The organism is Pseudolactococcus raffinolactis NBRC 100932, from assembly GCF_001591765.1.
GTDB classification, from domain to species: Bacteria; Bacillota; Bacilli; order Lactobacillales; family Streptococcaceae; genus Pseudolactococcus; species Pseudolactococcus raffinolactis.
This window is the reverse complement of record NZ_BCVN01000010.1, coordinates 1-21,187: the sequence shown is the minus strand read 5'-3', so window position 1 is coordinate 21,187 and position 21,187 is coordinate 1. Positions and strand designations below refer to the sequence as shown.

The 21,187-nt window shown below is 40.6% G+C and carries 18 protein-coding genes, 2 tRNA genes, 2 pseudogenes and 1 riboswitch; all 22 genes and pseudogenes read left to right on the top strand.

Annotation, left to right across the window (positions count from 1 at the left end; genetic code table 11):
• Positions 1-91: 91 nt before the first annotated feature.
• Positions 92-1,360, top strand: coding sequence for a UDP-N-acetylglucosamine 1-carboxyvinyltransferase (gene murA, locus LRA01S_RS04850; RefSeq protein WP_061774491.1), 1,269 nt, complete (start codon positions 92-94; stop codon positions 1,358-1,360).
• A gap of 98 nt (positions 1,361-1,458) precedes the next feature.
• A complete protein-coding gene (locus tag LRA01S_RS04845) occupies positions 1,459-1,701 on the top strand; it encodes a type B 50S ribosomal protein L31 (RefSeq protein ID WP_003138626.1) in 243 nt (80 codons plus the stop codon).
• 88 nt (positions 1,702-1,789) lie between these two features.
• Positions 1,790-2,329: a YiiX/YebB-like N1pC/P60 family cysteine hydrolase gene (locus tag LRA01S_RS04840; protein ID WP_157738523.1), complete on the top strand. Its 540-nt coding sequence runs from the start codon at positions 1,790-1,792 to the stop codon at positions 2,327-2,329.
• Complete coding sequence (locus LRA01S_RS04835) at positions 2,319-3,083, top strand: DUF1803 domain-containing protein (protein WP_061774489.1); 765 nt, start codon at positions 2,319-2,321, stop codon at positions 3,081-3,083. The genes LRA01S_RS04840 and LRA01S_RS04835 overlap by 11 nt, the downstream gene beginning before the upstream one ends.
• 1 nt (position 3,084) lies before the next feature.
• Entirely contained in the window at positions 3,085-3,786 is a 702-nt protein-coding gene (locus tag LRA01S_RS04830) for a GntR family transcriptional regulator (protein WP_061774488.1), read from the top strand.
• Between the two features lie 210 nt (positions 3,787-3,996).
• A complete protein-coding gene (locus tag LRA01S_RS04825) occupies positions 3,997-5,304 on the top strand; it encodes a PTS sugar transporter subunit IIC (protein WP_061774487.1) in 1,308 nt (435 codons plus the stop codon).
• 105 nt (positions 5,305-5,409) lie between these two features.
• A complete protein-coding gene (locus tag LRA01S_RS04820) occupies positions 5,410-5,694 on the top strand; it encodes a hypothetical protein (protein WP_061774486.1) in 285 nt (94 codons plus the stop codon).
• Positions 5,687-6,769, top strand: a pseudogene (locus tag LRA01S_RS04815) (DUF871 domain-containing protein). The gene LRA01S_RS04820 and the pseudogene LRA01S_RS04815 overlap by 8 nt, the downstream one beginning before the upstream one ends.
• Before the next feature lie 19 nt (positions 6,770-6,788).
• A complete protein-coding gene (locus LRA01S_RS04810; RefSeq protein ID WP_061774485.1) occupies positions 6,789-7,904 on the top strand; it encodes an amidohydrolase/deacetylase family metallohydrolase in 1,116 nt (371 codons plus the stop codon).
• Positions 7,901-8,998, top strand: a complete 1,098-nt coding sequence (locus tag LRA01S_RS04805) for a DgaE family pyridoxal phosphate-dependent ammonia lyase (protein ID WP_061774484.1) — start codon at positions 7,901-7,903, stop codon at positions 8,996-8,998. Before LRA01S_RS04810 ends, LRA01S_RS04805 begins: the two co-directional genes overlap by 4 nt.
• A 1-nt stretch (position 8,999) precedes the next feature.
• Complete coding sequence (locus LRA01S_RS04800) at positions 9,000-10,004, top strand: sugar kinase (protein WP_061774483.1); 1,005 nt, start codon at positions 9,000-9,002, stop codon at positions 10,002-10,004.
• Between the two features lie 26 nt (positions 10,005-10,030).
• The gene (dagF, locus tag LRA01S_RS04795; RefSeq protein ID WP_061774482.1) at positions 10,031-10,771 is read left to right on the top strand and encodes a 2-dehydro-3-deoxy-phosphogluconate aldolase; all 741 of its coding nucleotides are present in this window, start codon (positions 10,031-10,033) and stop codon (positions 10,769-10,771) included.
• Between the two features lie 147 nt (positions 10,772-10,918).
• On the top strand, positions 10,919-12,151 hold the full coding sequence (locus tag LRA01S_RS04790) for a BglG family transcription antiterminator (protein WP_061774481.1): 1,233 nt from the start codon (positions 10,919-10,921) through the stop codon (positions 12,149-12,151).
• A gap of 14 nt (positions 12,152-12,165) precedes the next feature.
• Positions 12,166-12,354 (top strand): annotated as a pseudogene (locus LRA01S_RS11405) (DUF4312 family protein); the annotation flags it as partial.
• Between the two features lie 48 nt (positions 12,355-12,402).
• Positions 12,403-13,182, top strand: a complete 780-nt coding sequence (locus LRA01S_RS04785; protein ID WP_061774480.1) for a DUF4311 domain-containing protein — start codon at positions 12,403-12,405, stop codon at positions 13,180-13,182.
• 40 nt (positions 13,183-13,222) lie between these two features.
• Complete coding sequence (locus LRA01S_RS04780) at positions 13,223-13,948, top strand: DUF4310 family protein (RefSeq protein ID WP_061774479.1); 726 nt, start codon at positions 13,223-13,225, stop codon at positions 13,946-13,948.
• 249 nt (positions 13,949-14,197) lie between these two features.
• A tRNA-Thr gene (locus LRA01S_RS04775) sits at positions 14,198-14,270 on the top strand.
• Positions 14,271-14,405: 135 nt separating this feature from the next.
• Positions 14,406-14,478: transfer RNA gene (locus tag LRA01S_RS04770), tRNA-Thr, on the top strand.
• 408 nt (positions 14,479-14,886) lie between these two features.
• Positions 14,887-14,982: riboswitch (purine riboswitch) on the top strand.
• Positions 14,983-15,031: 49 nt separating this feature from the next.
• Positions 15,032-15,613, top strand: coding sequence for a xanthine phosphoribosyltransferase (locus LRA01S_RS04765; RefSeq protein WP_061774478.1), 582 nt, complete (start codon positions 15,032-15,034; stop codon positions 15,611-15,613).
• A 1-nt stretch (position 15,614) separates the two neighbouring features.
• Positions 15,615-16,877, top strand: a complete 1,263-nt coding sequence (locus tag LRA01S_RS04760) for a nucleobase:cation symporter-2 family protein (protein WP_061774477.1) — start codon at positions 15,615-15,617, stop codon at positions 16,875-16,877.
• Between the two features lie 362 nt (positions 16,878-17,239).
• Positions 17,240-18,277, top strand: a complete 1,038-nt coding sequence (gene pheS / locus LRA01S_RS04755) for a phenylalanine--tRNA ligase subunit alpha (RefSeq protein WP_061774476.1) — start codon at positions 17,240-17,242, stop codon at positions 18,275-18,277.
• 269 nt (positions 18,278-18,546) lie between these two features.
• A complete protein-coding gene (gene pheT, locus LRA01S_RS04750; RefSeq protein ID WP_061774475.1) occupies positions 18,547-20,919 on the top strand; it encodes a phenylalanine--tRNA ligase subunit beta in 2,373 nt (790 codons plus the stop codon).
• The last annotated feature ends 268 nt before the right edge of the window (positions 20,920-21,187 follow it).

Genomic DNA, 21,187 nt, shown 5'->3' with positions numbered 1-21,187 from the left:
TTTATTGGGCTACAGGGTGTCAAATTTCTATTTTTATGGTAAAATAGATGAGCATGAATTTGAATTTTAAGAATTGGACTTTAATAAATAAATGAAAAAAATAGTAATTAATGGAGGAAAACGCATTTCAGGAGAAGTGACGATTTCTGGTGCAAAAAATTCAGTCGTTGCCTTGATTCCTGCAACCATTTTGGCGGATGATGTGGTGACTTTGGAAGGCGTGCCGGATATTTCTGATGTGGCGAGTTTAATTGAAATTTTAGAAATTATGGGCGCTAAGATTGATCGTGATATTGAGGCGGGGATTGTCGTCATTGATCCACGTGGTGTCGAGTCGAAACCGCTACCTTATGGTAAGATTAATTCTTTGCGTGCTTCGTATTACTTTAATGGGTCTTTGTTGGGTAAATTTGGTGAAGCGACAGTTGGCTTGCCTGGTGGTTGTGACTTGGGACCTCGTCCGATTGACCTGCATATCAAGGCTTTTGAAGCCCTAGGTGCACGCATGACCTTCAAGGAAAATGCGATGCATTTGACGACTGATGGTAACCCTTTGCGCGCTTCGACAATCTTCATGGATATGGTATCTGTTGGTGCAACGATTAACACGATGTTAGCTGCTGTTAAGGCTGAGGGGCGGACGATTATCGAAAATGCAGCGCGTGAACCTGAAATTATTGATGTGGCGACTTTGCTTAATAACATGGGCGCGAAAGTCCGTGGTGCAGGTACTGATGTCATCCGGATTGATGGTGTTCAAAAATTAGGTGGTGCGCGTCACACAGTCATTCCTGACCGGATTGAAGCAGGGACCTATTTGAGCCTTGCGGCTGCTTTTGGTGATGGTGTTATCGTGAATAATGTGATCTACGAACATCTGGAGTCATTCATTGCTAAACTCGAAGAGATGGGCGTTCAGATGATCATCCGAGATGATTCGATTGAAGTCTTGAAATCAGAAAATCTAAGATCAGTCAGCATTAAAACCGTCCCATATCCAGGTTTTGCGACAGATTTGCAACAACCAATCACCCCTTTACTTTTGATGACTAATGGACGTGGTAAAGTCATCGATACCATCTATGAAAAAAGAATTAACCATGCGGCTGAATTGGCACGAATGGGTGCTAATATCGTGGCCAATAACGGTGAGATTACTTATCACGCTCCGAATGACTTACACGGTGCAGAAGTGATAGCAACAGATCTACGTGCTGGTGCAGCCTTGGTTAACGCCGGTGTTATGGCCGACGGTGAAACTAAAATCTCAAATGTTGAGTTCATTTTACGTGGCTATGATAATATCATCGAAAAAATGACATCACTTGGTGTTGATATCAAATTAGTTGATGAAAATTGATTGTAAGCCTTGAAATTACCCTTAAATTTTGATAGAATAATCTAGTATTGATTACTTTGGACTGGCAAACAGCCCAAGGCAGAAAGGAAATATCGAACATGAAAGCAGACATCCATCCTAATTATGGACCAGTTGTATTTATGGATACTTCAACAGGCTTCAAATTTTTGAGCGGCTCTACAAAAAGCTCAAAAGAAACTGTTGAATGGGAAGATGGCAACACATACCCATTAATCCGTGTGGAAACATCATCAGATTCACACCCATTCTACACTGGTAAAGCTAAATTCACACAAGCCGACGGCCGTGTGGACCGTTTCAACAAAAAATACGGTTTATAAGAAAGTACGCGAGAGCGTGCTTTTTTTATGCATGCTTTATAACCAAGAAAGACAACAAAACAACTAGATTTTTGGTATAATGAAAATCATGACATTTGAAATAAAACCAGCTGACTTATTATTTGTCAAAACGCACCCAAATGAAGCGAACAAATTTGCGACAGCCATTTCTGAATCTACGGGCGCTTATACCCATGTAGCCATTGCAAGCAGTGAAACAACAGTCATCCACGCAACGACTAAACATGGCGTGGTCGAACAAACGATGGCTGATTTTGTAATAGAAAATCAACCAGTAGATGTTTTTAGATTGGCCGACCTGGATGCAACAACCGTACTACTAGAAGCTAGAAGACATCTAGGAAAGCCATACAACCACAGCTTTTATCCAGATGCTGCGGGTTTTTATTGCTCTCAGTTGGTCGTTGTGGCTTTTGCTGATCAGGTCAAACTATCAGAATCAGCCATGTCTTTTGGTGACGGAGAAAATTTGATCTCAGCCTACTGGCAAGACTATTTTAATCAGCTTGGACTGGCCGTACCACTAGGTCAGCTCGGCAGCAACCCAGCAACATTAGCAACATACTCAGCTTTAGAATATATAGGATCCCTAACAAATGCAAATTAAGATTTTCAATCATAACCGCTTAACGCAACGACCATTTTTCCAAGATTTGATCAATTTTTTGGCTGATCAAGACGATGTGACTTTACGGAAAATTAAGGCAACCTTCGGTGACGTTCAAAATTTAGAACGTCAGATTGAAGATTTTGTTCAAGCAGGCTTGATTTCACGAGAGGACAAGCGTTATACCAATCAGTTTCAAGTCTTTACAGATGCTGATTTCGACATGACTTTACCAGCAATGGAACCACAGCAATTAAACTTTGATCAACCTTTTTTTGTGGCTGAAGGCGCTGAGTTGATTGCAAAACTCCAAGCCTCACAAGTCCAACAAACTTTAGCTAATCAAACCAACGGTATTTCATTACATTTTTCATCTGACTTTGGTCGAACAGTTGAAAACTTGGCCAATTATTTTTACCATGTTGAAAAAAGAGTGAACTTAGCACCTTTTGAACAACAAATTTATGAGATCATCGGTGACGTTGATCTAGAATATGCCCTTAAATATATGACGACATTCTTACTCAAATTTGTTAAAAAAGAGGTCGTCAAACAAAAACGTCCTGATATTTTTGTCAAGACGCTTGAAGCTTATGGCTACATTGTCAAACATGATGAGGAAAGCTATCGTTTCAATCTGAGATTTGATGATCGTGAGTTTGAGACACTTGTGTTTGATGATGCGCATGATTTTATTGCAGCGCAGATTAGACAATGTGAGGCGGTATCGAGTTTTGTTAAGTTAGGAGTTTAAAATGAGGCAAAAAAATCAGATTTTGTATCAGAAAGTATTTGATGTTTTAAAAGCTGATCTGATAAGCGGAAAATATGAAGTTGGTAGCCTTTTTCCGACTGAAAATGAGTTAGAAATCCAGTTTAACGTGAGTAAAATCACGGTTCGTAAGGCTGTTGATCTACTCGTTGAGGGTGGTTATCTCCATAAACAAAGTGGAGTCGGGACTAAAGTCATCAGTAATCAGCCTATCAATGTTTTCAATAAAGTTAAAACCTTTACAAAAATTTTAAATGACCATGGTGTTGCGGTCCAAAAATCAATTGCTTATATCGGGAAATCTGAAGATGTTACGATTAATGATAAATTTGATTTTGACACTATCTATGAAATTCATCGGATGTATCAATTAGACGGTGTTTCAAGCATCTTTGTTAAGCATTATTTTCCGTTGAAAAAAGCAGATAGTTTACCTGATAAGGCTTCAGATCAGTTTTCATTTTACTCTTTTTTGGTCAAGCAAGGTGTTGATATTTATAAAATAGAAGATGCCTTTTGTGCTCAAAAAACGCCAGAATGGTTACATCAGGTTCTACCGGATCTCTCAGACGTTGTTCTAAAGCGGACACGTTCAGCTTTTTCTGAAATGGGTCAACTTGTGGAATACACAACGTCTTATTACGATTCTAGTGCCACACCATATTTAATCGATTATGAAGTTTAAAATAACTTGATTTTCTTTTTTTATTTTCTTGACTAATTAAACATTATAATGTTATAATCATAATTAAGGAAACGCTTTCTTTCGTGTTTTCTGAATCGTTGGTATTACCTTGTGGCAAGTCTGATTGATGATAACGAAGACGTTCGTATGGACTCATGCCAAAATCTAGAGACAAAGTAAGCCGACTCACTATTTACTTAAGGAGTCTGTATGAACGGATTGATTACATTTTTAGAGCAAAAGGTCTCGCCTATTGCTGCTAAAATCGGGGGACAGCGACATATGCTTGCTGTCAGAAAAGGGATTATCTCGACATTGCCGCTGACTTTGGTTGGCTCATTCTTCGTTATTTTTCTTAATTTTCCAATTCCAGCAGTAGCTGAGAAATTAACACCATATTTACCTATTTTGGATATCCCTTATCGCTTTACAGTTGGTATTTTGGCACTCTATGCAACTTTTGGGATCGCAAGTTCGCTTGCTCAAAGTTATAAACTAGATCAATTGACAGCTGGTATTATTGCGGTCATGTCGTTTATCGTCACAAGTATTAAGCCAGTTCGCTTATTTGAAGAAGTAGCAAAAACAAACCTACAAACTGAGGTTGTTGCCGCTGGTCGTTATCTTAATATTGCCAATCTAGGCGTACAATCCTTGTTTGGCGCGATTGTTACAGCGATTATCTCAGTTGAAATATATCGCTTTATGAAGGTCAAAAATATTACGATTAAAATGCCAGAAGGGGTGCCACCAGAAGTTGCCAATTCCTTTGTTGCCTTATTTCCAGCGGGTGCATGTTTGATCCTCTTTTGGGTAATTCGGCATATGCTCGGCTTTGATATCAATGCAACGCTTTCAAATCTGCTGATGCCATTGCAAGGCTTCCTTGCGGGGAATAGCTTACTCGGTGGTTTAGTGACAGTTTTCCTGATCTGTTTCTTCTGGATTTTGGGGATCCATGGGCCTGCAATCATGGGACCAGTGATTCGTCCTTTCTGGGAAAGTTCTATTGCTGAAAATATGGATGCTTTCTCAAATCATGTCGCAGCAACTGACATGCCTAACATCTTCACGGAAATGTTTTTACAATGGTTTGTTTGGATCGGTGGCGCGGGTGCAACTTTGGCGTTGGTTTGTCTATTCTTGACTTCTAAGTCTGTTTATCTGAAAGAGTTAGGTAAAATTGGTTTCTTACCAGGTCTATTCAATATCAATGAACCGATTATTTTTGGGGCACCGATTGTGATGAATCCGACCTTGACGATTCCATTTATCTTGTCTCCTTTGGTGATGACTGTGATTGCTTATCTTGCAACGATTACACACATTATTCCAATGACAGTATCTCGGACAGTCTTTACGGTACCATCGCCAATTGGCGCAATGATGGTAACCAATTGGCATATTATGGCTGGCATTCTCGTCGTGATAAACTTCCTAGTGAGTTTGGTCATCTATTATCCATTTTTCAAAGTTTTTGAAAAAGAACAATTAGCATCAGAAGGTGCTGAGAGTTAAAAAATGCTTTGGCGAAAGCCAAAGTTACATAGTTTTAGGCTTGTTCAGATGATTCTGGATAGGTAGCAACCTGTAACATAAGAAAATAATCTAAAGGAGTCACTTATGACCTATGATGTCGCGATCCTCTCAGTCATCGTTTTTATCGCTAGCATGGTTTGCTTGGAAAAAAATCATGTTCCAAAGATTGTCAAAACAGTCTCTATGCTCAAATTAGTCCCGTTTTGTTTACTTGCCATCTTAGTTGGTATGGGCTTGACTATTTTGACACACTTGCTTTATTTTGTGCTTGTCGTGACAATCATGAGTGCTTGTCTGATTTTCTGGCGCTATCATAAGCATACAGAGACGTGGGATAAAAAGATCGTAAAGGAGAACAAGAATGTTTAGAAGATTAGGAATATCAGTTTATCCAGATAATAGTGTATTTGAAGAGGATTTAGCCTACATTACCTTTGCTAAGGCACAAGGATTTGAGCGGATTTTCATGTCTATGCTTGAAGTAACACAGGGCAAGGCGGCAGTTGCTTAGAAGTTTTCAAAGATTATTTCAGCTGCTAAAGCATTAGGTTATGAAGTGATTTTAGATATTGCGCCTAATATTTTTGATGAGTTACAGATTTCATATGATGATTTAAGTTTTTTTGCTGAACTAGGTGCAGACGGCTTGCGCTTGGATGCTGGTTTTGATGGTAATAAAGAAGCGAAGCTGTCTTTTAATCCGTATGGCTTGATTATCGAGTTAAATATGTCAAATGATGTCGCATATTTGGATAACATTTTGACCTATGAAGCCAACGAACCCTATATCTACGGCTGTCACAATTTCTATCCGCAAGAGGGCAGTGCTTTACCTTTAGCGTTCTTTAACTCATGCTCTAAGCGCTTCAAAAAGCATGGCATCAGAACTGCGGCATTTGTATCAAGTCAGGTGGCGACAGGTGGACCTTGGGATATTAATGATGGCTTGCCGACACTTGAGATGCACCGCCATTTGCCAGTAGAGGTACAGGCTAAGCACTTGTTTGCGACAGGTTTGATTGATGATGTTATCGTCGGCAATGCGTATGCAAGTGAAGCAGAGTTGGTCGCCTTAGGTCAGCTGAATCGTTATCAAATCGCTTTCACGCTTGATCTTTTACCAACAGCAAATCCAGTAGAACAAGAGATTGTGCTTGAGAACCAGCATTTTAGACGTGGTGATATTACTTCACAGATGGTACGCTCTACACAAGTTCGTAAGGATTATAAACAAGAAAATCCACCGCATGATAATGAACAGATTTTTCAAGTTGGTGATATTGTGATTGGTAATGATCAGTTTGGTAAGTATAAAAATGAATTACAAATTGTTTTAGAGCCTCACAGAGATGAACGGAAAAATAAAGTGGGTAGCATTCAAATGGATGAGTTGATTTTATTAGACTATATTCGACCTTGGACAAAGTTCCGTTTTAAAAGCTAACAGTGAAAGGAGATAGAGGATGTATGATTTAATTATAAAAAATGCTAGAACCTTGGATCATCAGCCGATTGAAATCGGGATAGAGTCTGGGAAAATCTCAGCACTTTCAGCAGAGATTATCGCTGAAAGCCGTGAGATTTTTGATACTAAAGGACAGTTTATTTCAGCTGGATGGATAGATGCACATGTGCACTGTTATGAAAACATGTCGCTTTACTATGATTACCCAGATGAAGTTGGCGTTAAGAATGGCGTAACAACCATTGTTGATGCAGGGTCAACTGGTGAAAATAATATCCGTGAATTTTATGAACTCACTAAAAAATCTAAGACGAATGTTTATGCCTTGCTCAATATTTCAAGAGATGGGATTGTTCACCAAGATGAGTTAGCAGATTTGTCAAAAGTTGATGAAACTAAGAACTTAGAGCGCATTAAGGAACTCAGTGAGTTTATTATTGGTATCAAAGCTCGGATGAGCAAAAGTGTTATCGGCCAAAATGGTGTCAAACCTTTGGTCATGGCAAAGGCGCTTCAAAAAAAGGCGCATTTACCACTCATGGTGCATATTGGAACAGCACCCGTTGCCTTAGAAGAGTTGATGACTTATCTAGAATCATGCGATATTGTCACACATTGTTTTAACGGCAAGGACAATGGGATTTTAGATAAGTCAGGTCAAATTAAAGAGTTTGCTAAAAAAGCCTATGAAGCAGGCATCCATTTTGACATTGGACATGGGACAGACAGTTTTAATTTTCAAGTGGCGAAGCAAGCGAAAGCAGAGAATATCTTAGCAGACTCAATTTCAACTGATATTTATTCAAGAAATCGGTTGAACGGTCCCGTTTATAACCTAGCCACGACGATGGAGAAATTAATGTGTATCGGCTACTCGCTTGAAAAAGTCATTCATCGTGTGACGAAGGCACCAGCAAAAGCCTTGCGACTTAGCAGAAAAGGTAACTTATCTGTTGGGTTTGATGCAGATATCACGATATTCCAAGTCACAGATGACGCTGATAAACAGTTGATTGATTCCAATCAGGAAACAGTCAAGACCTCTGTCCAAATTAAGCCAACAGCCGCAGTTATTGCAGGAAAAGTTTACGAGATAGCAAAGGAGAAAATATGACAATTCATCAAAAATTCAACCTCAAGCAAGTCATTAATGCCTCTGGGAAAATGACAATCTTAGGTGTTTCAAAAGTCACTGATGCAGTTGCTCAGGCACAGAAAGAGGCAGGTCAGACTTTCTTTGAGATGGCAGATTTGACAGTTAAAACAGGGCAGTATATTGCAAAGTTGTTAGATATTAAAAATGCAACAGTTGTCTCAAGCGCAAGTAGCGGTATCGCTCTGTCAACGGCTGCAGTTATTGGTCAAGGCGATGTCTACCATGCTTATCACCATCTAACAGACCGTATATCAAAGCGTGACATTATCATCCCTAAAGGCCATAATGTTAATTATGGTACAGGTGTTGAAGTCATGGTGACACTTGGTGGTGGTCATCTGGTTGAAGCCGGCTGGGCAAACGAGTGTACACCAGAGCAGGTTGAAATCGAAATAACAGACAAGACCGCAGCTCTTCTATATATCAAAAGTCATCACACTGTTCAAAAAAGTATGCTGACGATTCCGCAAATGTCTGAAATCGCTAAAAAACACAGCCTACCATTAATCGTCGATGCTGCTGCAGAGGAAGATTTGAAAAAATACTATGCACAAGGTGCTGATCTTGTCATTTACTCAGGTGCTAAAGCCATCGAAGCGCCATCAAGTGCGGTTGTACTTGGACGTGATCCCTATATCCCTTGGATTCAGCTTCAAAACAAGGGCATTGGTCGTGCGATGAAGATTGGTAAAGACAACATCATCGGTTTTGTGACTGCTTTAGAAGCCTATTTGGCTAATGGTAGTGAGGACGGAGATAGCATGAAAGCGCGTCTCGCGCCATTTATCAGCGAACTTAATAGTATCTCAGGACTATCTGCCAAGGAAGTCCAAGATTCAGCAGGACGTGATATTTATAGAGCCAGTGTTAAAGTGACGTCAGAGAAAACATCAGCTCTACAAGTCATTGCAGATTTAAAAGTAGGGGATTTGGCAGTCTATACACGAGAATATCAGGCCAATAATGGCATCATTGAGTTTGACATTCGAGCTGTTGATCGTGCTGAAATGACCGCAATTGTCAACAAACTACAGACGATTATGGGGTCCTAAAATGAAGCATATCTTAGCCTTTGGCGAAGTGATGTTGCGATTATGTCCGCAACAATTTAAAATGATCGACCAGACGGATACACTTGACATGAGCTATAGTGGTACAGGGTTGAATATCCTGTCAGGTTTAGCACGAAATGGTGTACAAACGCACTTATTGAGCGTTTTACCAGAAAACCCAGTTGGTCATGCTGCAGCAGCAAATATACGAAGACTGGGTGTTCAAGACCATCATCTGATTTATAATGGCAACCATATCGGAACCTACTTTCTTGAAATGGGCTTTGGCAATCGACCAAGTCAGGTGACATATCTGAATCGGAGTGAAAGTGCTTTTTGTACAACCGGAATTTCAGAAAATCAGATGAAAGTAGCCTTATCTGGTATGGATTTAGTACATATTTGCGGCATTGCCCTGTCAACATCAAAAGTTGGGCGTAAAAAGGCTTTAAAGCTTGCTAAATTGACAACAGAGTTAGGTATTCCGCTTTGTTTTGACTTTAATTATCGCATGAGTTTGGTTAAATTAGAAGAACGCTCAAGCTTAATTCAAGACTATCAGGAGATTCTCAAAGAGGCTAATATCGTAATTGGTGGTAAGCAAGATTTGACCTTACTTTTGGAGATGCCGTTTGATGCAGCACATGAGCCGGTTGAAAAGTTATACCAGCGGTTCGTCAAAGCGTATGAGTTAGACTATTTTTGTGGCACTGAAAAGTCAAGTCAGGGACAGACAAAATTTGTTCGTGGCTTTCTCTCAGACAAACAAGAAGTCGTTTATTCTGATGACAAAGTCGTCACAACCTATGATCGCATTGGGACGGGAGATGCTTTTGCGGCAGGAATTATTCAAGGTTTGATTGACCAGTGGTCTTTACAAGAAACTGTTGATTTTGCTGCAACAAGTACGCAACTAGCCCATACAACATATGGTGATAGTCCGATTTTAACGCAACATTTTATACAAGAAAAAATGAAACATGACGATTTGGATGTCATGAGATAAATAATTGATAATAGGAGAAAAATATAATGAAAAAAACACCCAACTACCTTGAAGATCGTCTTTGCTTAAATGTTCTCGCGAACTCTGTTGAAAATGCCAAAGCCTGTTATGAAGCTGCCCAAGGTCATGCTGTGCTTGGCGTTTTATCGAAAAATTACGCAACTGATGAAGCTGCAATTGAAGATATGAAACGCTATATTGCGGCAACTGATAACGCTTTGTCAGTAGGTCTTGGTGCAGGGGATCCTAACCAATCTGCCATGGTCGCACGTTTATCAGAAGTTTTGCAACCTCAGCACGTTAATCAAGTCTTTACTGGTGTTGGTGCAAGTCGTGCGCTTTTGGGACAAAATGATACCATTATTAACGGCCTTGTGTCACCAACAGGAACTGTTGGGATGGTTAATCTAGCGACAGGACCATTGTCTTCTCAAGCACCTGCAGGCATTGTTCCAATCGAAACGGCTATTGCACTTTTGAAAGATATGGGTGGTAGCTCGATCAAATTCTTCAACATGAAAGGCCTAACACATCTTGAAGAGTATAAGGCAGTTGCTACAGCCTGTGCCGAAAATGACTTCTACCTTGAACCAACAGGTGGGATTGATTTAGAAAATTTCCAAGAAATCGTCCAAATTGCAGTAGATGCAGGTGTTAAGAAAATTATTCCGCATGTGTATTCATCTATCATCGACAAAACGACAGGTGATACAAATGTTGAGGATGTCAAAACACTTCATGCCATGATGGCTGAAACTTTGAAATAAATAAGTCTCTATCCCTTTGACAGTAGTTTGTCAGGGGGATTTTTTTGTAAACGAGGTATTTGAGTTTGCACGATGCATTCGTGCAATTTAACTGTATTTTCAAGTGCTCAAATCCGTTGTATACTAATGATGTTAGGAGAAAATGACATGCAATTAACACAAAGGGAGATTGATACAACGATAGAATTACTATCGTCTCGTTCATCTAAAACAGCTGTTGAGCTTGCTGCTTTAAATGACATCAGTCCTAGAACTTTGAAAAGTGACATTGTAAATATCCGGAAATGGTTAAAGGACGCGGAGGTTTTATTAGTTTCTAAACCTGGTCTAGGCTATTTTGTAGAAGGAGATGATGCAACCTGTAAAAACTTACTGAATCAATTATTGGGCACAGAACGCTTGTGTGCACCGCTTGATGCTGAGATGCGCAAAAAACAAATGATGATTCAACTTTTACTATTTGACAAACCCATTAGTTCAACTTCGTTTTCAGATGAATATGGTGTTGTTAAAAACACAATTATATTTGATTTACAGCAAATCAAAGCATTATTCACTGCCAACGATGTTCAATTGATTGCCAATCACTTAGGATTTAGTGTTGCGGGTGATGAACGGCGACGACGTATGTTGTTAGAAAGGTTGATTCAAGAAAACTTCACTGACTATGACTTATTTATGATGATGTCAAAGTTGACCAATTTTGAAAAAGAGGCGTCATTTAATTATTTTGAGTCCATCCTACCGCCGACATTTTCTATCTATTACGAATCTGTCCTGAAATTAATTGGCACACTTCTTTCAGAACAGATCATTCATGAGACGACTTATTTTGAGCTTTTTACCTTGGCGCTTAGGTTGACCATTTCATTGGTGCGCATGATCGAAGATTGCCCGATTGGTGATGGAGAAGAATTGTTAAATTTAGGGGAGCAAACAGGTTTTACAGCTTCGTTATTAAGCGAACTGGAAAAAATTTATCACAAGCCCTTACTTAAAGCAGAGTATGATTATGTTTATACTGACTTAAGTGCAACAACACCTGTTAATGTTTTAGAGCTTACAAGTCGAATGGTAGAGTTTGTTACGCAAGAGGTCCAGATTCCATTTAATGAAGATAGTTTATTATTTCAGAATTTAGCGGCCCATCTCACCTTGAGCTTAGAGCGAACACACCATTATCTGAACGGTTATAATCCTTTCTTGAAGGCAATCAAAAAAAATGAGATCGCCTTGTTTGAAAAAATAAGGCAACTTATCGCACGGGAACTAGGGTTGAAAATCGCCCAAGACGAATCATTTATCTCGTATATCACACTTCATTTTATGGCTGCTAAAGAGCGCGTGGGCAATGGTGAGCGAAAGATACGTGTGGTGTAGCACTTTCGGCAACTAAAGAGACTCACACAGAAAAATTTTGTTTCTTCTTTTTAGCAAGAGAAAAAGTTAGTTATACTGTCAATTTATTGGTACACGTTGAAATGACTGTTGTTTCAATGGACAAGGTAACATTTGTTGACGTCCAAAAGGAGGCAGTAAAGACTAAAAATAGCTTGAAATCTGTTGCCTTTAAACGGTTATGAGATGAAACGTTTGTTTAATAGACTCTATCCATTCAAGGAGGAAAGACATTGGAGATTTTAATTGTAGTACTTAAATCCGTGATTATCGGTGGCCTAATGGGATTTTCTGCAGCTTTAGGTGCTGCAAGAATGTTTCACTCGCCAACCGTTCAAGCACTAGGAGCGTTTAGAACATTAGGAGAAATGAACGCCTGTGAAGGTGATGCTGCATCTCACTTCTCATTTGGTTTGGGCTTCTTCTTTAATGCTTGGGCATCAGCAGTTGGTGCTGGTGCTTATACACAAGATGTGACACATCGTATTTTACCAAACTGGGCAGCAGCTGCCCTATTGTCAAGAAATAAAAATATTTCAGAAACCGTGCATAGTCCTAAAAGAATGGCGATTGTCGGTGCAGTTATTGGTGCTGGTATCGTAACTTTCTTAAATGCCACATCATCAGCCATTCCATCAAGCTTACAAGTTACAGCAGTAGATGTTCTGGTACCAGCAGCAACTCTGCTCATTAGTACCGTAATGCCAATAGTTTTTTGGTTAGCTGCCTTGGATGCAGGGAAGAGAACTGGTTTTTGGGGCACTTTATTTGGCGGCCTCGCACAATTGATCATGGGAAATGCTGTACCAGGTGTTGTGTTAGGGATACTTGTCGGTAAAGGTGTAGATGAGTTAGGTTGGAGTAGACTCACTAAAATTTTGTTTGTAACTGTGATTATCTTATTTGTCTTGAGTGCCTTCTTCCGTGGTTTCGATCTGAATTTGATAGAACAGTTTAAATTAGGCATTCCAAAATGGTTGCAAAATTTCCATGATCTATTTACAGTGAAATAAAGATACTCAGAACGTGATGAAGTGATATGAGGAGGTAAAAATGGAATCAAAAGAACAATGGGAAATTGAACAGCGGGAAATAGAAAGCAAAAAAGCAACAAGTTTTTGGTATGCAGATTGGGCTTTTCCGATTATCGTCGCTTTAATGGGTGCTGCAGCCTTTGCAGGAACCCATATGTATGTGACTTATGGTGTAGGTGCATTTAATGAAGTATCAGTTGTTGCCATGTTAAAAGCCGGCATGGACGGTGAGGGTTACGGTGCTGCAGCTGCTTTTGGCGCAAGTTTCTTGTTTGCACGGATACTGGAAGGCTCTCTTGTTGGGATATTGGATTTAGGTGGTTCTTTGTTAACGGGTGTTGGGATTGGGATTCCAGCTTTGTTAATGAGTGTTGGGGTTGATGCACCGATTAAGAATTTCCCGTTAGCCTTGCTGACTGGTGGAGGAATTGGTCTACTCATTGGTGGGATTATCATTGCGATTAGGAAATTTACGGTGAATTCTGCAAACTGTACATTTGGTGCAGATATCATGATGGGTGCAGGTAACTCAGCAGGTCGCTTCTTAGGACCACTGATTATTTTATCAGCAACAGTTGCTTCCATTCCTGTCGGTATTGGTGCAACGATTGGTGCGCTAATCTTTTACAAATGGGAAAAACCGATTGCAGGTGGCGCTATCTTAGGGGCCATGGTATTGGGGGCATTCTTCCCAGTTATTCATGAGGATGCTGCGCGTGCGATTGAAACATTGCTAATTTCTTAAACTCAAAGTAGTAAAGTATACGTTAAATATTGGAATAAAAAATAAGTAAAGATCAGTAAAAAGCTATCTTTATTTTTTTGTTAAAATTTCTTGTCAAACAGCTAATTTTTGGGTAAAATAGAAAGGTAGAGTTTGAAAGCACTGCTTCGAATCGGTGGCTAAAGAAATTCGCAGAATTTTCACTAGATGTTGCTCTTTTAAGAATAGCAACGTCTCTAATAATCTTAACCTAAAACAATATTTAATCCTGCTGGAATAGCTCAGTCGGTAGAGCAACGCACTCGTAACGCGTAGGTCGCAGGTTCGATTCCTGTTTCCAGCATTAGGATAGTCGGTAGAGTTCGGGGCACTGCCCCGAATCTGCGGATAAGGGAAATCGCAGAATTCCCACTTCATGCTGCTCTTTCAATTAAAAATAGCAGGAGCTTAACTTCCAAACTAAGTAAAATAAAATAACGCCGCAATAGCTCAGTCGGTAGAGCAGCACCATGGTAAGGTGAAGGTCGTAGGTTCGATTCCTATTTGTGGCATATAAGGTTTTAATCTCAGTGCAAAGCCGTTTGTAGGCTTTTTCTTTTTTGATATTCTTGTCAGAAATTGCCTATTTTTCCTGTTTTGCCATGACCCATTGTGCGTTTTTTGATTTTATCTCTGGATGAAATAACTTTATTTATCACTGATGACACTACAATAAAGTGCTATTCAAGCATACTTTTATTGTTTTCAATTTACTTGACTCACCTAAATATCTATCATGATATCTTAACAGCAATTATTTTATATTAACAATAATTCTTAAACAGAAGATAACAAATAAAAACCTATTTCACTTTTTTTGTTTTAGAAAATATGCTAAAATATAGGAGATCATCAAATTCATTTGATGTTTTTATCGTCAGCCACAGACATATGTCTATTGGTCCGACAGGATATAGAATATATATTTAAAAATAACAGCTTATTTATGCTCGTAATTGGTCGAGCGTCTCTACTTGGCACCGTAATGCCAAACAATAAGCAAGGAGTCAGGCTCTTTGCGATCTTTTTTTCGCAGAGCCTTTTTTAATGGATAGAAAGTTGAAGATGGAAGCATTAGTTTCAAGAATTAAACGTGATGGCACAGTTTTGGGGGATGATATCCTCAAAGTTGATAGTTTTTTAACTCACCAAGTTGACCCTAAGTTGATGCGCCAAATCGGGCAAACCTTTGCTCAAAAATTTGCGGACAGTGGCATCACCAAAGTTGTTACCATTGAAGCCAGCGGCAATGTGCCTGCAGCCTATGTGGCGGAAGAACTCGACGTACCCATGATTTTCGCCAAAAAAGCCAAGAATGTGACCATGAATGATGAGTTGCTAACGGCTGAGGTCTATTCATTTACGAAAAAAATCACATCGACCGTTCAGATTTCTCGCAAGTTCTTATCGGAAAATGATAAAGTCTTGATCATTGACGATTTCTTGGCAAATGGGCAAGCGGCACTTGGCTTGATCAACATTTTAAAAGAAGCGGGCGTGCAAATCGCAGGTGTTGGCATCGTGATTGAAAAATCATTTCAGACAGGCCGTGCTTTGGTCGAAGAAACAGGCATCCCAGTTGTCAGCCTAGCTAGAATCGCAGGCTTTGATCAAGGACAAGTTATCTTTGCGGAGGCGGACCTATAACATGCAGACTCAAGAAATCAAACATTCCAAATCAGCAGTCCTAGGTCTACAACACTTGCTCGCCATGTATTCCGGCTCTATCCTAGTGCCGATCATGATCGCAGGTGCACTCGGTTACTCGACTAAAGAGCTAACATACCTGATCTCGACAGATATTTTCATGTGTGGCGTTGCGACATTCCTACAACTCCAAGTTAATAAATACTTCGGTATCGGCTTGCCAGTCGTCCTAGGTGTTGCCTTCCAATCCGTCGCCCCCCTTTCAATCATCGGAGCTAAGCTCGGTTCGGGTGCCATCTTTGGCTCTATCATCGTTTCAGGCTTGATTGTCATTTTAATCTCAGGCTTCTTCTCAAAAATCCGCAAGTTCTTCCCACCGCTTGTGACAGGTAGCGTCATCACAACCATCGGCCTCACGCTGATTCCTGTCGCCATCGGGAACATGGGCAACAACATCCCCAAACCAGAACTTTCCAGCGTGATTTTAGCGGTCGTGACGATTCTCGTCATCCTGTTCATCCATGCGGTTACGACAGGTTTTATCCGCTCCATCGCCATCCTCATCGGCCTCATCATCGGTACAGTCGTCGCAGCTTTCATGGGCGTCGTCGACTTCTCACCGATCGCGCAAGCACCGCTGATCCATATCCCAACGCCATTTTTCTTCGGAAAACCGATCTTTGATTTCTCATCGATCTTGATGATGACGATCATTTCCTTGGTGTCCATGGTGGAGTCTACGGGCGTTTACCTGGCGCTTTCAGATATCACAGGTGATGAGATCTCTGAAACACGATTGAGAAATGGCTACCGGGCAGAAGGTTTGGCCGTGGCATTAGGTGGGATTTTCAACACCTTCCCTTATACAGGCTTTTCACAAAATGTCGGTTTGGTTCAGTTATCAGGGATCAAAACGCGCCGTCCGATTTTCTACACGGCAGGTTTCCTAGTGATTTTAGGTCTGTTGCCTAAATTTGGTGCCTGTGCACAGATTATCCCTGCCCCTGTTTTGGGTGGTGCTATGTTAGTCATGTTTGGCATGGTGACGATTCAAGGAATCAGAATGTTGGGTCGTGTTGATTTTAACAATGAACACAATCTACTCATCGCAGCAATGGCAGTCGCATCAGGTGTCGGTTTTAACGGGACAACACTCTTCCAAGCGCTACCAGATACAGTCGGGATGTTCCTCAATAACGGGATTGTCATGGCAACCCTTGTGGCGATTATCTTGAACTTGATTTTTAATCGTGGGCAGGATTAAGCATAGGGCGTATTCTCTCATTTAAGAAAGTTGACAGATCCGTCTAAATTTAGTATGATTTTCTTATACATTGAAAAGAGTAGCAGACTGATAAGTTAACAGGGAAAATGGTTATGACTGAGAGCCATTTAGCGGCAGGTTTGTGAAGTTCACTTCAATAAGATATTGATGTGACTGTTTTTAAAAACAGTGTTTCACGTCAATTTCTCAATTAAATAATGATAATAAAGCTAGAGATAATCTAGGAATTAGGATGGTACCGCGGTTTTCGCTCCTTTACGTTGGAGTGATGACGGCGGTATTTTTTCTTGTCATTACTTAACTACCAAAAGTAAATGCCAAAATAGAAAGAAGATAAAAAATTGACTTTACAAGAAAAAATCGCTGATTTGCGTACAAGTGCACTTGAAAAATTACCCAAAATCGCTGATGAAAAAACCTTGAATGATTTCCGTGTTTCAGTTCTTGGGAAAAAAGGTAAGTTGACGGATATCCTCAAAGGGATGAAGGATTTATCAAATGAAGAACGCCCTAAATTAGGCGCTCTGGCTAATGAGTTCAGAGATGAAATCACCAGTCTTTTAGAAAGTAAAAAGTCTGAGATTGAAGCCTTAATCATTGCCAAGAAACTTGAAAATGAAACACTTGATGTGACCCTGCCTGGTAAAAAAGTAACCAAAGGCAATCGTCATATTTTGACACAAACGACGGAAGAGATCGAAGATATTTTCCTTGGCATGGGTTACCAAATCGTTGATGGGTACGAAGTTGAGACGGATTACTATAACTTTGAGCGTATGAACTTGCCTAAGGATCACCCAGCGCGTGATATGCAAGATACTTTTTATATCACTTCTGACATTTTGTTACGCACGCATACAAGTCCTGTTCAAGCACGGACAATGGATGCGCATGACTTTACCAAAGGGCCACTTAAAATGATCTCACCGGGACGCGTTTACCGTCGTGATACAGATGATGCGACCCACAGTCATCAATTCCACCAAATTGAAGGGCTTGTGATTGACGAAAACATCGCCATGAGCGACCTCAAAGGCACGCTTGATACGCTTGTTAAGAAAATGTTTGGTGCAGAACGTAAAATCCGTCTGCGTCCAAGCTACTTCCCATTTACAGAACCATCTGTTGAAGCGGATATCTCATGTTTCAAATGTGGCGGAAAAGGCTGTAACGTTTGTAAAATGACCGGCTGGATCGAAGTCCTCGGTGCGGGTATGGTGCATCCAAATGTTCTTGAAATGGCCGGCATCGACAGCAAGAAGTATTCAGGTTTTGCCTTTGGTTTAGGTCAAGAGCGGATTGCCATGTTGAGATACGGCATTAACGATATCCGTGGTTTCTATTTAGGTGATGCGCGGATGAGTGAGCAGTTTAAGTAAAATTATACTGAAAGCGGTGCGACACAGTCGCAAACTTTCGTAGAAAAATAGGATTTAAGGGTTCTGCGCTTGCGCAGGTTCGTAAAATCTCTTTTTTCCTAGAAAGTTAGCTTGAAGTTCAAATAAAATGATACGGAAAAGCGATGCGACATAGTCGCAAACTTTCGTAGAAAAATAGGATTTAAGGGTTCTTCGCTTGCGCAGGTTCGTAAAATCTCTTTTTTCCTAGGAAATTAGCTTGAAGTTCAAATAAGGAGAAAGTCTAAAAAATGCAAGTATCATATAATTGGTTAAAAGAACTCGTCAACGTTGACGTGACATCACATGACCTATCAGAAAAAATGTCAACCAGTGGGATTGAAGTTGAGGGTGTTGAAACACGAAGTGAAGGACTATCAAAATTAGTCGTTGGTGAAGTGATCAGCACGCAAGAAATTCCAGAAACACACTTGAACATCTGCCAAGTTAATGTTGGTGAAGATGAGCCAACACAAATCGTCTGTGGCGCGCCCAATATTAAAGCGGGGATCAAAGTTATCGTTGCTCTGCCGGGTGCTCGGATTTCAGGTAATCACAAAATCAAAAAAGGGAAAATCCGTGGCGTTGAAAGTCTTGGTATGATCTGCAGCCTCCAAGAAATTGGTTTCCCAGAAAATATCGTGCCTAAAGCCTATGCTGAAGGGATTTACTACCTACCAGCTGACGCTGAAAATGGTGCAGAAATTTTTGATTACCTAGAGATGAACGATGACGTGTTGGAACTTTCCATCACACCAAACCGTGCAGATGCGCTATCTATGCGTGGTGTCGCTCATGAAGTTGCAGCAATCTACGACAACAAACAAGTCAAATTTGATGGAAAAGTTGTCACAGAATCTGACACCAAAACATCAGAAAAAATCGCAGTAGACGTCACGACAGACAAAGTCTTGACTTACAAAATGCGCATCATCGAAGGCATCACCGTTGCCCCAAGTCCACAGTGGCTACAAAACCGCCTCATGAACGAAGGCATCCGCCCAATTAACAACGTCGTGGACGTGACCAACTTCGTCCTCCTCTACTTTGGCCAACCGCTTCACGCCTTTGATTTTGCTAAATTTGACGAGAAGAAAATCCTCGTCCGTCAAGCTGAAAATGGTGAAAAACTGACAACATTGGATGGCGCAGTGCGCGATTTAGCGGCAGAAGACATTGTCATCACAGTTGGCGGTCAGCCAGTGGCACTTGCGGGTGTCATGGGAGGCGAAAACACTGAAATCACTGACAGTTCAACTAGTGTTGCCCTTGAGTCGGCAATTTTTGACGGAACAAGTATCCGTAAAACCTCTCAAAAATTCAACTTGCGTTCTGAATCAAGTGCTCGTTTTGAAAAAGGCATCAACCATGCTGATGTAGAAACGGCATTGGACTACGCAGCTGCCATGATCGTTGAATTGGCCGGCGGTACCATCACTTCAGGCGTTGTTTCAAGCAATGACTTTGTCGCGCAAGATGTAACGGTTTCAATCACGTTAGACAAAATTAACCGTGCGCTTGGCTTGACCCTCAACTCAGCTGACGTTGTGGCGATTTTCGATAAACTCGGTTTTACAACAGCTGTCTCTGGTGAAACATTTGACGTGACAGTCCCACCACGCCGTTGGGATATCGCAATCGAAGCAGACCTTGTCGAAGAAGTGGCTCGGATTTATGGCTATGACAATATTCCCAATACCTTACCGCAAGCTGGTAACACAATTGGTGAGTTGACAGGTATGCAGGCTTTCCGCCGTGATGTTCGCACTAACCTTGAAGGTGCTGGTCTGTCAGAAGTTATCTCTTATTCATTGACGACAGCAGAAAAAGCAGTGCAATTCACGAAATTACCAACAGATAACTTAACAGCGCTTGCGATGCCGATGAGTGAAGAACGCAGCACACTTCGCTTGAATCTCATCAGTGGTATGCTAGACATCGTGCGTTATAACTTGGCGCGTGGCAATGACACGTTGGCAGTTTATGAAATCGGTCAAGTCTTTGCGAAATTCGGAAACGAAACAGACAACCGCCCAACAGAATTACCACAAGTCGCGATTGCCATGACTGGTAAAGGCTATGATTTCTATGCTGCCAAAGGTGTGGTTGAAAATATGCTCGTCAAATTTGACAACGTTCGTTTTGAAGCTGATCAAGCAATCGCTGAGCTCCATCCAGGTCGGACAGCACGTATTTTGGTTGATGAGCTTGAAATTGGCTTTATCGGTCAAGTTCACCCAACGACTGCCAAAGCCTACGACATTCCAGCAACTTATGTGGCAAGTCTTGATTTGACTGCCTTGTTAGAGAAACAACCAGCACAAGTCATCTTTACAGACATTCCAAAATTCCAAGCGTCTAAACGCGATATCGCCCTCTTGGTTGATCGGGTCACAACTAACCAAGAAATCCTTGACGTCATCACATCAAGCAAGGTCAAAACCTTGATCAAAGCTGAACTTTTCGATGTTTATACAGGTGAAAACGTTGCGGCCGATAAGAAATCTTTGGCCTATACCTTGACCTTCCAGTCAGCTGAAAATCAGTTAACAGATGATGAAATCACAGCAGCTGTGACTAAAATCACGAAGAAATTAGTTGAGTTTGGTGCTGAAATTAGATAAAATCTGATGGTATTAGTTAGTCCAGATTCATAAACCGCAAGGTAGATACGTTGATAAAACGGCTATCCAGCGGTTTTTTTTGTTTTTTGAATTATTAGAGTAGATAGATGTTACTTGATGCGGTAATGAGACGACAAGGCGAGTCTTCTCTGCCATGATGATGACTAACCAGTCACGCTAAAGTAAGAAAATTTCGTTATTGACAAAGTTTCAATAATTAGAATGAATTTCTTGACACTTCCTAACGAATAAATTAAAATAAGCTATA

Excerpts from the sequence above, each read along its gene's own strand:
- dagF (WP_061774482.1), top strand. The coding sequence starts at position 10,031 with ATGAAAAAAACACCCAACTACCTTGAAGATCGTCTTTGCTTAAATGTT.
- LRA01S_RS04760 (WP_061774477.1), top strand. The coding sequence starts at position 15,615 with ATGCAGACTCAAGAAATCAAACATTCCAAATCAGCAGTCCTAGGTCTA.
- LRA01S_RS04835 (WP_061774489.1), top strand. The coding sequence starts at position 2,319 with ATGCAAATTAAGATTTTCAATCATAACCGCTTAACGCAACGACCATTT.
- LRA01S_RS04810 (WP_061774485.1), top strand. The coding sequence starts at position 6,789 with ATGTATGATTTAATTATAAAAAATGCTAGAACCTTGGATCATCAGCCG.
- LRA01S_RS04800 (WP_061774483.1), top strand. The coding sequence starts at position 9,000 with ATGAAGCATATCTTAGCCTTTGGCGAAGTGATGTTGCGATTATGTCCG.
- LRA01S_RS04790 (WP_061774481.1), top strand. The coding sequence starts at position 10,919 with ATGCAATTAACACAAAGGGAGATTGATACAACGATAGAATTACTATCG.
- murA (WP_061774491.1), top strand. The coding sequence starts at position 92 with ATGAAAAAAATAGTAATTAATGGAGGAAAACGCATTTCAGGAGAAGTG.
- LRA01S_RS04765 (WP_061774478.1), top strand. The coding sequence starts at position 15,032 with ATGGAAGCATTAGTTTCAAGAATTAAACGTGATGGCACAGTTTTGGGG.
- LRA01S_RS04845 (WP_003138626.1), top strand. The coding sequence starts at position 1,459 with ATGAAAGCAGACATCCATCCTAATTATGGACCAGTTGTATTTATGGAT.
- LRA01S_RS04820 (WP_061774486.1), top strand. The coding sequence starts at position 5,410 with ATGACCTATGATGTCGCGATCCTCTCAGTCATCGTTTTTATCGCTAGC.
- pheT (WP_061774475.1), top strand. The coding sequence starts at position 18,547 with ATGCAAGTATCATATAATTGGTTAAAAGAACTCGTCAACGTTGACGTG.
- LRA01S_RS04825 (WP_061774487.1), top strand. The coding sequence starts at position 3,997 with ATGAACGGATTGATTACATTTTTAGAGCAAAAGGTCTCGCCTATTGCT.
- LRA01S_RS04780 (WP_061774479.1), top strand. The coding sequence starts at position 13,223 with ATGGAATCAAAAGAACAATGGGAAATTGAACAGCGGGAAATAGAAAGC.
- LRA01S_RS04840 (WP_157738523.1), top strand. The coding sequence starts at position 1,790 with ATGACATTTGAAATAAAACCAGCTGACTTATTATTTGTCAAAACGCAC.
- LRA01S_RS04830 (WP_061774488.1), top strand. The coding sequence starts at position 3,085 with ATGAGGCAAAAAAATCAGATTTTGTATCAGAAAGTATTTGATGTTTTA.
- LRA01S_RS04805 (WP_061774484.1), top strand. The coding sequence starts at position 7,901 with ATGACAATTCATCAAAAATTCAACCTCAAGCAAGTCATTAATGCCTCT.